We start from the raw sequence: 15197 nt of genomic DNA on the forward strand, positions 1-15197 counted from the left end.
TGCACATTTTGGTGGTTACCACAAACCAATTTAAGTAAAACTCAAACCGGTCCGTCGTCTCCAGGATGCACAGACTTAACGCCATAACGCCGCCCGCGCATCCCTTCCTGCTTATCTACAATGTCAAAGAACGCGCCCCGAAGGACAAACCAACAAGGCCGCAGTCAACTGCTCGCCGCAGCACCGCGCCCCGTCGGTGGAGGCGGGTTATAGGCCTACTTGCCCTGCCTGTAAATACCTTTTTTAAAGAAAAATGACGTTTGTGGTCATTTTTCACATTTGCCGCCGACGCCCTCGACCAGAAGGCTAATGACAGGCCTGGCAATTAGCATAATTAGATCGCCAACATGAAAGTAACGGCACAGGCCACGGCAAATGGCCGAGCACATACCAAAAAACCGAACCTGACCGCATGGGACTTTTGATCTGGATAAAAGACGGAAGCATGCCCACTCTATAGGCTGCTACACCATATACAGTCACACACATATCAAACGACACGTCACCTCACGTCCCGATAGCTGAGCAAACAAGACAAAGAGAGATCACAAAACCGATTCCGGGCACCGGGATGCGCCGTCACCGATTTTCTGGCAGAAGACAGCACGCGACAAACAGCCACAGCACACAGGAGAATTTAAACAAGGGGACGATAAAAGACGTCAAATTCAGTTGGTTAAATCAGCGCCTTTTTCCTGCCACGGTCACAAGGCAAATCGCGCCCGCCGTGCAGAGAGCTTTTCGCAGGGTTTTCAACACTTCTTAAACCATCCTGCTGGCACACTGACTTTGGCAACCGGGCATGGCGGTCCGGGAATTTGGGTTTCAAAACCGTCAGTCATTTTGTATAAGATTTCCGCCGATGTTGCCAATAAGAGCAACTCGCTGGGTACACTGCATTTTTTGAGGACAGGGGAGATCTGCGGCAATGGCCGGAAGACAATTTATATCGTTTGCTGCACTTGCGGCCATTCTTGGCGGAACAACCGGCTACATTCTTTCAAATTCAACCCCTGGCCATGACAGTCCGCTTTCTGCCTATGCCGCAGAAACCACGACCATGCCCAAGCCGGCCATGTCGCCGAAACAAAAAGTTTCGGATATTTCCGACGTCTCTGACGAGATCGCAGCTGTCCCGGAAACGACGCCGGACCTGGAAGGTTCCGAAAAAAATGCGGAAATTTCTGCACGGCAGGATACCGTTGTGCTGGAGAAAGGCTCGAACCTGATGGCGGTTCTGACCGGTGCCGGTCTTGAACGGTCGGTCGCCTATAATGCCATTGAGGCGCTGCGCGATGTGTATAATCCGCGCAAATTACGCGCCGGTCAGGAATTTGACCTGGTTTATGCCAGCGAAACCAATGGCGATACCGGTGATCTTCTTGATACCCTGCGCTTTCAACCCGATGCCGAAACCATTGTTTCGGTTTCACGGACGGATGATGGCTTTAGCGCCTCGACCGACAAGGTTGAACTGTCCAGCAGCCCCAGTGTTGCCAGCGGCACCATTGACCAAAGCCTGTTTATGGCCGCCGAAAAGAACGGCATGCCGATTCCGGTCCTGATGGAAATGATCAAGCTTTACAGCTATGACGTCGATTTCCAGCGTGACATTCAACCCGGCGACAGCTTTGAAGTCATGTATGATGACATGAAAGACCCCAAAGGTAATTTGGTGCGTCATGGCGATATTACCTATGCCAGCATGACCATCCGGGGGCAAAAATACCGCCTGTATTCCTATACCGACAGTGATGGCAACCAGGATTTCTATAATGAAAAGGGCGAATCCTTCCGTCGCGCCCTGATGCGCACCCCGATCAACGGGGCGCGCCTGTCATCGGGCTTTGGAATGCGCAAACATCCGGTTCTGGGATATAGCCGCATGCACAAGGGCGTTGATTTTGCCGCCCCGACCGGAACCCCGATTTTTGCTGCCGGGAATGGCACGATTGAACGTATTGGCAAAGTCGGCGGCTATGGCAATTACATCCGCCTGCGCCACAACAGCACCTATGAAACGGCCTATGGACATATGTCACGTTTTGCCAAGGGCCTGCATACCGGATCGCGCGTCAAGCAGGGGGATATCATTGGCTATGTCGGCATGACGGGAACAGCGACCGGCCCGCATCTGCATTTTGAAATTCTCAAGGCGGAACACCAGGTCAATCCGATTAATGTGAAAATGCCAAGCGGCCGCACCCTGGCAGGCAAGGAGCTTGATCGTTTCCACGCCACATCCGAACAGTTGCAAAAGCAATATGCGCAACTGGCCATTGAAGGCGCAAAGGTTGCCAGCGCCGACTAAGCCCTGTTTCCATGATCGCATTCCCCACCCTGCCAGCCTCGCTGGCAGGGTTTCTTTTTGGCTGTTTGTTGAGATGTTATCTGACAGTTTGAAAAGCAAAACATGATGCAACAGACGGCATGGTAAATGATGCTGCCTTTCCTCATCCGGCGCCCCTCAGGTTTCAAATGGCGGCACAATCGCCACACAGAGGGATGGCATCGGCCGATAAAAAAACGGCCGGGCGATAGCTCAACCAGGCCGTTTTTATCAAGTGATATATGTCGGCCTGTGCTGACCGGAGGGTCAAAGGCGCAAGAGGCTATGCCGCGTCGCGTTCAAACTGCAACTTGGCCAGACGGGCATAAAGCGGGCTGGTTTCAAGCAATTCGTGATGCGAGCCAACGGCAACAAGCTGACCATCCTCGACCACGGCAATCCGGTCGGCATGAAGCACAGTCGAGAGCCGGTGAGCGATAACCAGGGTGGTGCGGGACTTCATGATGGTTTCCAGCGCCTTTTGCACCACCTGTTCGCTTTCGGCATCAAGGGCACTGGTCGCCTCGTCAAGCAGCAGGACCGAGGGGTTACGCAAAATCGCCCGGGCAATGGCAATGCGCTGACGCTGCCCGCCAGAAAGGCGCACGCCCTTTTCCCCCAGGAAGGTATCAAAGCCATCAGGCAGCCGATCAAGAAACTCGCTGGCATGGGCGGCATCGGCAGCGGCACGGACATCGGCATCGCTGGCATCAGGCCGACCATAGCGAATATTATCCCAGGCATTGGCTGCGAAAATGACCGGGTCTTGCGCGACAAGCCCCAAACGTTCACGCACGGCAATCGGGTCGGCCTTGCGAATATCAACCCCATCGACCGATATGGTGCCCGAGGCCGGATCATAAAACCGCAACAGCAATTGAAAGACCGTGGTTTTCCCCGCACCGGACGGGCCAACCAGCGCCACCGTCTCGCCCGCCCTGACATCGAGGGAAAAACCGGTCAGGGCAGAACGATCCGGCCGGGCCGGATAATGGAAAGTCACATTTTCAAACGTCACATTGCCCTGTTGCGTCGCTGGCATGATCACCGCATTGGCCGGGGCGGCAATGGCCGGCCGGGTTTCAAGCAGGGCCACCAGACGTTCAGCCGCACCGGCTGCGCGCTGCAAATCGCCAATCACCTCGCTGATTGCCCCGACAGAGCCCGCCACAACAACGGCATAAAACACAAAGGCCGAAAGTTCGCCTGCCGAGATTGCACCGCTCAGGACATCGTGGCCGCCGATCCAGAGGATAACCCCGACAGCCCCAAAAACCATGATAATGACAATGGCGGTTAACAACGCCCGGGCCGAGATACGCGAAACCGAGGTTTTGAAAGCCCCTTCCACATGGGTGGCGAAGCGTTCGGTTTCAATTTCTTCATGCGTGTAGGCCTGAACCGTCCGCAAGGCATTGATCGATTCTTCGGAAAAGGCACTGACATCGGCGATCCGGTCCTGGGAGTCGCGCGACAGACGCCGCACCTTGCGCCCGTAAAAGATAATCGGCACCACCACAAGCGGCACCACCAGCAGGACAAGGGCTGTCAGTTTGGGGCTGGTAATGGCCAACATGGCCAGACCACCGACAAACATCAGAATATTGCGCAAGGCAATCGACACGCTGGACCCGATCACCACCTGCAACAGAGAAGTGTCGGTTGTCAGACGGGACAACACCTCGCCGGTGCGGGTGACTTCAAAAAAGCCGGGATCCAGACGAATGATATGGGCATAAACCGCGCGCCGAATATCGGCCACAACACGTTCGCCAATCCAGGACACCAGATAAAAACGCGAATAACTGGCAAGGGCCATCAGGATGGTGAACCCGAACAGCACAAACAGCGCCTGGTCGAGCAGACCGCCATTCCCGTCCGCAAAGCCCTTGTCAACGAGGAAACGCAAACCGTTCCCCAGGGCAAGCACGGTGCCCGATGCCACAATAAGGGCAAGGGCGGCACCGGCGATCTGTAATTTGTAGGGTTTGATAAAAGGCAGGATAGCCCGCAAAGAAGAAAGATCGCGGCTCCGATCCCGATCTTCAAGGCGGGGAGACTTTCGCGGAGAGGTCGCCACGGCAATATTCCAGTTCTGTAATATCGGCAGGAAAACGCCAGACCAGGAATTTAGTCCAGCGCGATCTTGTGACCGGTCTTGACTGCAAGGTCGGTCGCAAGCTGTTCGTGCAAGGTTGTCGCCCCCCGGGTGGAGCGCCAGCTTTCGGTATCCTCGTCATAATCGTAATGGCTGGCACCGCTTACGGGGGATGACATCCATATCTGACGATTAAGAGCATGTTTATTGATAATAAACTGTTCGCCCGAATCGAGTTCGATGGTCAGAATACCGGCTTCAAGGTCAACGTCAATCCTGTCGCCAATGGCATCGTCAATCACGTCAGAGATATTTTCGATGGTCTCGTCGGCAAGGCGATGAAAAAAGGTTTCTTCAAGGGCCACAATCAAACTCCGTGTGTCAGGCGGGCGGGCTTTGGGCCGTGCCCGTGATCGTTTCGGTCTGTTGGCGCACCATACTATATAAGGGCAGTCGCGCAAGTAACCTTCATCAAACAGGGGCGGGAAAATATTCGTTTTGCCCTATCTGAGATATTTCCGGTCACAGGGGTTGCGCAAGCCGATTTTTTCCCTTATACACCGCGCTTCAAATTCCGGAGTGATAGGCGATGAAACAAGACATCCATCCCGATTACCATGAAATCACCGTTCAGATGACGGACGGCAGCACCTACACCACCAAGTCGACCTGGGGTAAACCGGGCGACGTTTTGAAGCTTGACATCGATCCGAAGAGCCATCCGGCTTGGACTGGTGTTCATCGTCTTCTTGACAGCGGTGGGCAGCTTGCCAAGTTCAAAAAGCGTTTCGCTGGTTTCAATATCGGTAACAACTAAGAACACAAATCGCAATGCCGCGATTTTTGGGATTATCGCCCGCCGCATCAAAACGATGCAGCGGGCGTTTTTCTTTGTCCCTTCCCCTTTATATATGCCTGCTCATCCCTCATATGCCTTAATCAGGCTATGGTACGAATGACAGTTTCTTGCCATAATCACACCGGGGACAGAATGACCAAAGCGACCGACATGATCGACATGCGGTTTTCGCGGGGGCGCGAGGGATGAACCAGGTGATCACGCGCAAGCAGATCAGCTATGAAATCTATATCAAAGACCGCACCGGGAAATGGGTGATCCATGCCCATTACAGCGGCGCGCAAAAACAAACCGCCGAGGAAGAAACCCATCAGCTTGAACGTGAAGCCCATGTTATGGCCGTCAAACTGATCCGGGAAGTTTACAATAGCGAAACCAATAGCGCCGACGAATATATCGTTTATCAAACGCGGGATGCGGAAAGCCGGGAAAAAATGGCCGCGGCCCGCACTGCCAACGCGATTGAAAATATCGCCGAAGCAGAAGCCGCCAGCGAGGTCTCCCGCGCGCCTGCAAGCGAAAAATCAGCGAAACGCAAGAAGAAAGACGTTGGTATTGTCGGCCTGATCCTGAAAATGATGCTGGCCTTTTGTGGGGCCATTGCGATTGGCCTGGCCGTTATGATCGGCACGGCACGCCTTCTGGAATATCTTCCGGATTTTGGCATCGGCGTCAGCCAGGGGGCGTTTGAAAAGGCCAACTTTTTTGCCTTTATCCTGGGATTCGTTGTTTCCGTTACGCCCATGATGATGGCCCTGACGCGCAATTTCCGCAGCAAGGACAAACGCCCCAGGAATAAAAAGGACAACGCCAAACCCGCGCAACAGCCCATACCGACCGGCCCCAGTGAAGAACAGATGCGCCAGGCCCGCGCTGCCGCGCTGCAACGCAGCCTCGAGGAAAATCGTTCACTTCTGGATGCACCGCCGGAAGATACCGCGGAAGCCCGACCCGAAGACGAAGACGATAATGCCCCCCCAACGCCCCAGGAACCAGTGGCCAAAACCCCGGCCCTGCAGGCAACGCGCCAGGTCATGCGCGATTTCATGGCCGGGTCGGTTGTTGCCATTGGCGAAACGCTGCCCAACCTTGATGCCTATCACAAATTTGGCGTCAATCTGTATGTGGCGGGCGCCTGTGACGCCTGTTCGGAACGCAATGAGCTGCCGCGTGAACAGGGCCGTGACATTCTGAAAGACTGCGTTGCGGCACTGGGGGCAAAAGGCAAAATGTCTGAAAATTTCTGTGCCAGCCTGGAACAGTATCTTCTGGAACCCAAATATAACGACATGTATGGCGCCGGGCGTGACTCGATGCTTGATTACATTAAAGACGCCAAAAGCCTTTCGGTTTCGGTGGCCCGCGCCCTTGATTTCTGGTCGGAAAAGCCCGCTTCGGATGCGGGAAAAACCGGCAAAAAAATTCATGCCCTGATGTTCACCGATATTGTCAATTCCACGAAACTGACCCAGGAGCTCGGTGATATTGGCGCACAACAGATCATTCATATTCACAACCGGATTGTGCGCACCGCATTATTGAACAATTACGGCAAAGAAGTGAAGCATATGGGCGATGGCATTATGGCCGTTTTTCCATCCTCCAATACCGCTGTGGAAGGGGCGCTGGAAATTCAGCGTCAAATGGCGCAACACAATGCCCGCGACGATGGGGAGTTTCACGTTCGCATCGGCATTAATGCCGGTGAAGCCATTACCGAGGAAAACGACCTGTTTGGGTCGGTTGTGCAGCTTGCCGCACGGGTCTGTGCGGCGGCAAGTGGGGATGAAATCCTGGTATCACCGGCGGTAAAGGAAACCTATGCCGGAAAAAGAGCCCGGTTCAAATCGCTGGGGAAGCGAGACATGAAAGGGTTTAGCGCACCTATCGAGATTTTCGCAGCCCTTAGCCGAAAATAGACCGCCCTTCGGAAAACACTTTCAGAAGCGCCGGTTTTCAATGAAATACATAAAAAGGTAAATTGTCTGGTCAGTCTTCGGAGCGATGGCGTGCCGCCACCTGAAGCTCCATACGGGCTGCCCGCATATACAAAGAATGCGCCCGCTCCATCAAATTCAAAAGAGCTGGCGTCACAGACGAACAGCGATCACGCTCATCCTGAATACAGATCTTGATGTCCACCATCAGATCATCGTCATCCACCGCCTCGTCCCAGCCGATTTCCCCCGCCTCCACCGCGCGGACCGACAACAGCCATGCCATGGCGCGAATCAGGCGCGTGGTCATGCGCATTTCCTCGCGAAACTGCGCAATGGCAGAATCGCTTAGAATATCGAACTTCTCGCGGCCGCGATTGGCATACAAATAGTCCCGAGCCTCGACCAGAAGGGTCAGGGCCTCGTCATAGGTGCGGGAAAAAGGAACAATGACAAAGTTACTGTCATAGTTGCTTCCGCCATAAAAGGGGGGTTCATATGTCATTCAGAACATATTGGACTATTGAGATAATAGTTCAAGCATGTCTGATATCAAAAATGCGAAGAGGCCGCCCCAACGGGACGACCTCTGCCTCTACCTGCTAAACTTGCCGGACTGTTTTATTTTTTGCGAATCTATACGCTGGTCTATTGCCGGGTCAAGCGGATAAGTGACGGAAATGTGACGATCCGTATTAGTACGTATGGCCCGAAAGAAAAAGAGCCGCCCCGAATAGGGCGGCCCAGTTTAACAGGGAGGCATCGAAACATCACGTTCGACAAGGGGTCAAAGTCTGAACCCTTGATCTTACATATAGGATGACTGAATTAACATTCAATGAACCCAGAGTTTATTTTGACAAATTAATGACACCCCCGTGAGTTGCCAGCCCAATCATCAAGTGCGAAACAGCGCCTCTGCCCCTTTGCGCACACCGTCACGCGCAACAAGTGTTTGTTCAACACGGTCAATTTCGCTTTGCAATGCCGCCTTGTAAGCCAACAAATTCTCGATCGACAAATCATCCAGATTTCGGGGAATCCCCACAGACATTCCCGCAGCGGCACTTGCCAAAAGCTCTTTCTGATCCATTTTCGCCCTCCAGTATTGCATGACCAACAAGGACACAGCATTCAAAACAGTCGCCACCATAAGGGTGCCAGATGACAACCATATGGCAACAAAGGCCTTTCGCGTTACGATCTGGAAACTAGATAATGATACAACATCACTTTCGCCATAAAGGATACGCCATGACTGTGGAAAAAATTCCCGCAAACATGAAAATTGTTGCCATTGAAAATAGCGGGGAAAACGGCAAATTAACGCTTGAAACAGCGCCCTGCCCCACACCCGGGAAAGGCGAAGTGCTGGTCAAAGTTGCCGCGGCCGGCGTTAACCGCCCCGATTTGATGCAGGTTGCGGGCATGTATCCGCCCCCGCCTGGCGCATCAGACATTCCCGGTCTGGAGCTCGCCGGTCACATTGTCGCCTGTGGCGAGGATTGCAACGGACTGGAACCGGGCATGGCAGTATGCGGGCTCGTGGCCGGGGGGGCCTATGCCGAATATGTGCTGGTCCCCGCGCCGCAATGCCTGCCGGTGCCCAAAGGCCTGTCCCTGATCGAAGCCGCCTGCCTGCCGGAAACCTTTTTTACCGTCTGGCACAATGTGTTTGACAAGGCAGCCCTTAAGGAAGGCGAAGTTCTTTTAGTACATGGCGGCACCTCGGGTATTGGCACCACCGCCATACAAATGGCAAAGGCCCTGGGCGCAACCGTGATTGCAACCGCGGGAAGTGCGGATAAATGCCAGGCCTGTCTGGATTTGGGGGCCGATCACGCGATCAACTACCGGGAGCAGGATTTTGTCGAGGTGGTCAAGGATGTGACCAACGGCAAAGGCGCAAACGTTATCCTGGATATGGTGGCGGGCGATTATGTCGGCCGAAATTTCAAATGTGCCGCCCCCGACGGGCGCATTGCCGTCATCGCCTTTTTGGGCGGACCAAAGGCCAATACCAACTTCCTGCCGCTTTTGACCAAACGACTGACCCTGACCGGATCCACCCTGCGCGCCCAGCCGGTTGCGGCAAAAGGGGCCATCGCCCAAAGCCTGCATAAAACCATATGGCCGCTGATTGAAGAGGGTAAGATCAAACCGGTGATTTATCGGGAAGTTGCCTTTGATGATGCACAAAGCGCGCATGACATCCTCAAACAGGGCGATCATATTGGCAAAGTGGTCATGAAAATGGCCTGAACCGGTATTAAGGTCGCCTAACTGGGCCTTTAAGGACAAAAAATCGCGCGGGTAAAAATATTATTGCCCGTCAGATGCAACAGAATGTTGCTTTTAGCGACGCATTGACCGAAAAGAACGCTGTGATGCGTTGGGGAGTCGCGCATGGCGAACCTGTGGTTCACCTGCTGCGTTGCCGAACCATCAAAAGAGATTATATTCTGGGGCAGATCTTGCCGCGTTTTTGGGCTTTTACCCATCGCCGGTCTCCAGAAGTTAAATGATAACAGGAGGAATTATGGCTCAGCCCCTCATGCCGAAAGCAACCGCTGTATGGCTTATCGACAATACCGGCTTGTCATTCCGGCAGATTGCCGCCTTCACCGGTTTGCATGAGCTTGAAATCCAGGCAATTGCCGATGGCGATGTCAGCCAGGGAATCGTTGGTCGCGACCCGATCGCCAATGGGCAATTGACCCAGGCCGAAATCAGCCGTTGTGAAGCCGACCCGCGCCAGATGCTGAAGCTTGCCAAATCGGACCTGCCGCGCCCGCGTTCGCAGGCCAAAGGTGCACGTTACACGCCGGTATCCAAACGTCAGGACCGTCCGAATGCGATTGCCTGGCTGCTCAAGCACCATCCGGAACTGGCTGACGCCCAGATTTGCAAGCTGATTGGCACCACCAAAGACACGATTGGCAAGATCCGCGATCGCAGTCACTGGAATTCGGCCAATCTCGTCCCGCGTAATCCGGTGACGATGGGTCTTTGTACCGAACTTGACCTTGAAAAACAGGTTGTGATCGCACGCAATAAAAACCCGGAAAAGATCGTTCGCGATGTCGAGCCCGATCCGCTGCCCGAAGAATTGCAAATTCGTCCGGAGCCGGAATATCCCGGGTCGGAGAAGGAAAAAGAAAAAGACGAAGACCGCAACAAGTCTTCGGTCAACTACAAGGAAGCTGCCGAGAACCTGTTCCGCAGCTGATCTGTTCGACGATAGATGCACAAAAGGTCGCCCAAAGGCGGCCTTTTTCTTTTTGGTCTTTCAAATTGTTTTCATATGAATGCAGCCGAACCGTCATATTCTTGAAACGCGCCTGCACTAGCATTCATTCGCACCTTAAAACAGGCCGATAGAAAAACAATTTCATGCAAAAACGACCAACCGAACGTCAGGCCAGCATTGTCGAGACAGTCCGCGCCGACGGTTTTCGCACCATCGAAGACCTTGCCGAGCGCTTTCAGGTGACAGCCCAGACCATCCGCCGGGACGTCAACGCGTTGTGCGAAGAAGGGTTGCTCCGCCGCCGTCATGGCGGTGTTGAACCCGCCCTGGAGCACGAAAACATCGCCTATCGCGCGCGCAAGGTTTTGCATGTGAATGAAAAACGCAAAATTGCTGCCCAGGTTGCCCGCCATATTCCCGACGGGGCCTCGCTGTTTTTTTCCATCGGCACAACACCGGAACTGGTGGCAAGCGCGCTTTTGCAGCATCGGTCGCTGCGAATTTTTACCAACAACCTGAATGTGGCCTATGTTGCCGCCACCAATGACAGCTTTGACGTTACCCTGATTGGCGGTCGCCTGCGCAACCGGGACCGTGATGTACTGGGGCCGGAGGTTGAGGCGTTTTTTAACAGCTACAAGGTGGATTACGGAATTTTCGGCGTTGGCGGTATTGACCCGGATGGCAGCCTGCTTGATTTTGACGAACAGGAAGTGCGGGCACGTTCGGCCATTCTGGCCAATTCGCGCCAGAACTATCTGGTGGCAGATCACACCAAGTTTGGCCGCAATGCCGTGGTGCGCGGCGGGAATATTTCACAGGTTACGGCCTTTTTCACCAACACCGCCCCACCTGATGCCATGAGCGCGATGATTCACAAATCGGGCGTCGAACTGCATGTGCCGGAACCAGATGCCGAATTTCCGACATTTTACGTCCCGGAAGACCATTAGACGTCAAGTTACGGGTTATTTTGCCCAAGGTCGCTGTTGGCAGCGGCGATTATGCCATCCCGCACCACCCGCAACCCCTGGGTCAGGGTTTTGTCCCGTCGCATCACAATGGCAAGGTCGCGGCCCATTGCCGGTTCCAGCGGGCGGCCCCGCACAGGCAGGTTTGACCGCCCGTCGATCACGGCCATTGATGGCAAAATCGATGCCCCCAGCCCTGCCCCGACCAATTCCTTGATCGCCTCGACACTGCCCAGTTCCATCACCGGATGCACCCGCCGCCCGGCCTTCCGAAGCCAGGCATCCACAAGGGTGCGGGTATTGGATCCCTGCTCAAACAGAACCAGCGGCATTTCGGCCATTTCATCGGGGGACACCGGGCCCTGCACAGAATGATCGGCAGCAAAAATTGCCAGGAACGGGTCTTTCATCACCGGTGTGATTTCAAGCGCGCGGCTGGCCAGGGGCAATGTCACAAAGCCGATATCGAGTTCGTTATTTTCGATCAAACGGATCATATCGCCCGTATTGCCGGTTTTCACCGATATGTCGAGATCCGGATAATCGCGCTGAATACCCGCCAGAACCGCCGGTAAAAAATAAATGCAGGCTGTCGCGCCACACCCGACCCGCACCTGGCCTTTCACGCCGTTGCCAAACGGGGCAACGGCATCCAGGGCATTGCGGATCGCCCGATCAATCGGGCCAATGTGCGCCCGCAGCGCCTGACCTGCTGGCGTTGGCATGGCGCGCTTGCCAATCCGTTCAATCAGCCGCACGCCAAGGCGCGTTTCCAAAAGTTTGACCTGCTGGCTGATTGCGGGCTGGCTCAGGTTTTGGCGCGCTGCCGCGGCTGAAAAACTGCCCAGATCCACCACATCGGCAAAAGCCTGCAATTGGTCAAGGTTGAAGCCGCGCACTATAAAAATACCTTATCATCTGCATAAGAATTCAAATAAACACTGATACTAAAAAACAATCTATATTTTGCCAATCTCATATCGTGCGCCACAACAATCAAAGACATATCCATGCCCGACACCCGCCCCAATACAGCCCCCACCGCTGCCATGCCCACAACTGAACCCGCCCCAAATACCGATAACAAAACCGTAAAATTTCTGATCCGCGATGCGGCCCCCTCGGATGTCCCTGCCATTCACCGCATTTACCGACAGGCCGTCGAGGAAGGCACGGCATCCTTTGAGGAAGTTGCGCCCACCAAAGCCGAACTGGCCCGCCGCCAGCAAGCACTGCGTGAAAAGGGGTATCCCTATATTGCCGCGATTGATGCACAAAACGGGCAGCTTTGCGGATATGCCTATGCCGGGCCCTATCGCCCCCGGTCGGCCTATCGCCACACCGTCGAGGATTCCATTTATGTTGCACCGGACTATCATGGACAGGGCATTGGCGGCCTTTTGCTGCATCACCTGATTATGAAGTGCGAAGCCGGACCGTGGCGGCAAATGATCGCCGCTGTCGGTGACAGTGCCAATAAGGGCTCCATCGCCCTGCATCGCAAACACGGCTTTGTCGTCACCGGGACATTTCATAATGTGGGCTATAAATTCGGCCGGTGGCTGGATTCCGTGCTGATGCAGCGGCCCCTGCATTCCAAAGAACCACTGATACCCGCGACAAAAACACCGTCCGCCCCCTGAAAGGGGCGCGGACGGCCAAGGATATTCGGACCCGACGAGGTAGATGCAGCGGCAGAACAGGCCCGAACGGGGTGTTTTGTCAGCAAAATCGTATCACCAGCCTCACAACTGGCATGTTGGCATAGGCGTTAACTTTCTGCGGCCTCGCGGGCATAGCCAATATCGCGCAGCGCCGTGGTGATTTCGGGCAAAATCGCCGGATCATCAATCGTGGCCGGGGTTTTATAACTTTCGCCATCGGCAATCGAGCGCATGGTCCGGCGCAAAATTTTGCCTGACCGGGTTTTAGGCAAACGATCCACCACCGTGGCCTGCTTAAAGGCGGCAACCGGGCCGATCTGGTCACGGACCATCGCAATTACTTCGGCGACCACTTCCTCGTCCGGGCGGTTCACCCCGGCCTTTAACACCAAAAAGCCCAGCGGCACCTGCCCCTTAAGGTCATCATGCACACCAATCACCGCACATTCGGCAACATCCTGATGACCAGAAAGCACTTCTTCCATTGCCCCGGTGGACAGGCGATGCCCGGCGACATTGATGATGTCATCGGTCCGCGACATCACGTAAATATAACCATCCTCATCAATGAAACCGGCATCGCCCGTGGCGTAATATCCCGGATATTCCGCAAGGTAGGAGGAGACAAACCGTTCGTCATTCTGCCAAAGGGTTGGCAGGGTTCCCGGCGGCAAGGGCAGCTTGGCGACCAGCGCGCCAATTTTGCCACGCGGTACTTCATGGCACCCTTCATCCACCACGCGCACATCCCAACCACACACCGCAACGGTGGGGGAGCCATATTTTATCGGCATCAATTCAATACCGCGCGGATTGGCACAAATCGACCAGCCGGTTTCGGTTTGCCACCAATGGTCAATCACCGGCACCTGCAAATGCCGTTCCGCCCATTGCAATGTATCCGGGTCGGACCGTTCACCGGCCAAATAAAGCGCCTCAAAACACGACAGGTCGTAATTTTTCATCAATTCGGCATTGGGGTCATCACGCTTGATGGCGCGAAAGGCCGTGGGGGCGGTAAACAGGGCCTTTACCCCGTGTTGGGAAATCACCCGCCAAAAGGCCCCGGCATCGGGCGTGCCCACCGGCTTGCCTTCATACATGACTGTGGTACACCCCGCCAGAAGTGGGGCATAAACAATGTAGGAATGGCCAACAACCCAGCCGACATCCGACGCCGCCCAAAAAACATCACCAGCGGAAACGCCATAAATGTTTTTCATCGACCAGTGCAGGGCCACCATATGGCCGCCATTGTCACGCACCACGCCCTTGGGCTGGCCGGTTGTGCCCGACGTATAAAGCACGTAAAGCGGGTCGGTCGCGGCAACCGAAACGCAATCCGCCGGGCTGGCGGCCGCACATTCATCGGCCCAGTCAAAATCGCGCCCCGGGACCATTTCGGCGGTCGCCTGGGGCCGCTGCCAGACAAAAACGGTTTCCGGTTTGTGGGTGGCCTGGTCAATGGCGCGATCCAGCAGGGGTTTATAGGCAATCACCCGGCTGCCTTCGATACCGCAACTGGCCGACAGAATAAGTTTTGGTTTGGCGTCATTAATACGGGTTGCCAGCTCGTGGGCGGCGAACCCGCCAAACACCACCGAATGGATGGCCCCGATCCGCGCACAGGCCAGCATTGCCATTGCCGCCTGCGGGATCATCGGCATGTAAATAATCACAAGGTCGCCCTTGCCAACTCCACGCGCGCGCATGGCGCCAGCCAGTTTTGCCACCTCGTCGCGCAACTCATTATAGGTGTAATGGGCAACGGTATCCGTCACCGGGCTGTCATAAATCAGGGCATTTTGCCCGCCGCGACCTGCCTCGATATGGCGATCCAGCGCATTATAACAGGTATTGACCATCCCCCCGGCGAACCAGCGCGGCACCGGCTTGGCATCCAGATCAATCACCTTGTCCCATTTTTTATCCCATGACAGGGCATTGGCGGCATCCGCCCAGAATGTCTCGCGATCATCAATGGACTGGGCATAAATATCCTGGTAGCGACCCGGCATTGGCGTTTTTCCTCCCGCTTTGCGGTCATTTTGACCATTTTTGGCACCCGGATTTTGCCGCCCTTTACATT

Annotated in this window: 14 protein-coding genes; 7 read left to right on the forward strand and 7 right to left on the reverse strand. The window is 54.8% G+C overall.

Features of this window, described 5'->3' with window-relative positions; all coding sequences use genetic code 11:
- The first annotated feature begins 928 nt into the window (after positions 1-928).
- Complete coding sequence (locus TH25_RS07330; protein ID WP_258549068.1) at positions 929-2311, forward strand: M23 family metallopeptidase; 1383 nt, start codon at positions 929-931, stop codon at positions 2309-2311.
- 301 nt (positions 2312-2612) lie between these two features.
- Here the strand turns inward: TH25_RS07330 and TH25_RS07335 are convergent, their stop codons facing one another.
- Both TH25_RS07335 and cyaY read right to left on the reverse strand, forming a co-directional pair.
- Complete coding sequence (locus tag TH25_RS07335; protein WP_114087784.1) at positions 2613-4409, reverse strand: ABC transporter transmembrane domain-containing protein; 1797 nt, start codon at positions 4407-4409, stop codon at positions 2613-2615.
- A 50-nt stretch (positions 4410-4459) separates the two neighbouring features.
- A complete protein-coding gene (gene cyaY / locus TH25_RS07340) occupies positions 4460-4792 on the reverse strand; it encodes an iron donor protein CyaY (RefSeq protein ID WP_258549069.1) in 333 nt (110 codons plus the stop codon).
- A 224-nt stretch (positions 4793-5016) separates the two neighbouring features.
- On the opposite strand from cyaY, the gene rpmE reads away from it, so the two are divergent.
- Positions 5017-5244 carry a 50S ribosomal protein L31 gene (gene rpmE, locus TH25_RS07345; protein ID WP_114087786.1) on the forward strand — a complete coding sequence of 76 codons (228 nt, stop codon included), beginning with the start codon at positions 5017-5019 and terminating at the stop codon, positions 5242-5244.
- A 227-nt stretch (positions 5245-5471) separates the two neighbouring features.
- Positions 5472-7205 carry an adenylate/guanylate cyclase domain-containing protein gene (locus TH25_RS25240; protein WP_114087787.1) on the forward strand — a complete coding sequence of 578 codons (1734 nt, stop codon included), beginning with the start codon at positions 5472-5474 and terminating at the stop codon, positions 7203-7205.
- 70 nt (positions 7206-7275) lie between these two features.
- Here TH25_RS25240 and TH25_RS07355 read toward each other — a convergent pair whose 3' ends face one another.
- Together TH25_RS07355 and TH25_RS07360 are read right to left on the reverse strand one after the other, a co-directional pair.
- Positions 7276-7728 carry a DUF1465 family protein gene (locus TH25_RS07355; RefSeq protein ID WP_114087788.1) on the reverse strand — a complete coding sequence of 151 codons (453 nt, stop codon included), beginning with the start codon at positions 7726-7728 and terminating at the stop codon, positions 7276-7278.
- A gap of 393 nt (positions 7729-8121) precedes the next feature.
- Positions 8122-8316, reverse strand: a complete 195-nt coding sequence (locus TH25_RS07360; RefSeq protein ID WP_114087789.1) for a DUF1192 domain-containing protein — start codon at positions 8314-8316, stop codon at positions 8122-8124.
- Between the two features lie 161 nt (positions 8317-8477).
- Here TH25_RS07360 and TH25_RS07365 point away from each other — a divergent pair, with 161 nt between their 5' ends.
- Positions 8478-9485, forward strand: coding sequence for an NAD(P)H-quinone oxidoreductase (locus TH25_RS07365; protein WP_258549070.1), 1008 nt, complete (start codon positions 8478-8480; stop codon positions 9483-9485).
- Between the two features lie 29 nt (positions 9486-9514).
- On the opposite strand, the gene TH25_RS07370 is transcribed toward TH25_RS07365, so the two are convergent.
- The gene (locus TH25_RS07370) at positions 9515-9724 is read right to left on the reverse strand and encodes a hypothetical protein (protein ID WP_114087790.1); all 210 of its coding nucleotides are present in this window, start codon (positions 9722-9724) and stop codon (positions 9515-9517) included.
- A gap of 38 nt (positions 9725-9762) precedes the next feature.
- Here TH25_RS07370 and TH25_RS07375 point away from each other — a divergent pair, with 38 nt between their 5' ends.
- Both TH25_RS07375 and TH25_RS07380 read left to right on the forward strand, forming a co-directional pair.
- Positions 9763-10452 carry a DUF1013 domain-containing protein gene (locus TH25_RS07375; protein WP_114087791.1) on the forward strand — a complete coding sequence of 230 codons (690 nt, stop codon included), beginning with the start codon at positions 9763-9765 and terminating at the stop codon, positions 10450-10452.
- 164 nt (positions 10453-10616) lie between these two features.
- Positions 10617-11426, forward strand: coding sequence for a DeoR/GlpR family DNA-binding transcription regulator (locus TH25_RS07380; protein WP_114087792.1), 810 nt, complete (start codon positions 10617-10619; stop codon positions 11424-11426).
- 8 nt (positions 11427-11434) lie between these two features.
- Here the strand turns inward: TH25_RS07380 and TH25_RS07385 are convergent, their stop codons facing one another.
- Positions 11435-12343, reverse strand: coding sequence for a LysR family transcriptional regulator (locus TH25_RS07385; protein ID WP_114087793.1), 909 nt, complete (start codon positions 12341-12343; stop codon positions 11435-11437).
- A gap of 111 nt (positions 12344-12454) precedes the next feature.
- On the opposite strand from TH25_RS07385, the gene TH25_RS07390 reads away from it, so the two are divergent.
- Positions 12455-13087, forward strand: coding sequence for a GNAT family N-acetyltransferase (locus TH25_RS07390; RefSeq protein WP_114087794.1), 633 nt, complete (start codon positions 12455-12457; stop codon positions 13085-13087).
- Between the two features lie 128 nt (positions 13088-13215).
- Here TH25_RS07390 and TH25_RS07395 read toward each other — a convergent pair whose 3' ends face one another.
- Positions 13216-15126 carry a propionyl-CoA synthetase gene (locus tag TH25_RS07395; protein WP_114088001.1) on the reverse strand — a complete coding sequence of 637 codons (1911 nt, stop codon included), beginning with the start codon at positions 15124-15126 and terminating at the stop codon, positions 13216-13218.
- Positions 15127-15197 lie beyond the last annotated feature (71 nt).

The organism is Thalassospira profundimaris, from assembly GCF_003326755.1.
GTDB classification, from domain to species: domain Bacteria; phylum Pseudomonadota; class Alphaproteobacteria; order Rhodospirillales; family Thalassospiraceae; genus Thalassospira; species Thalassospira profundimaris_B.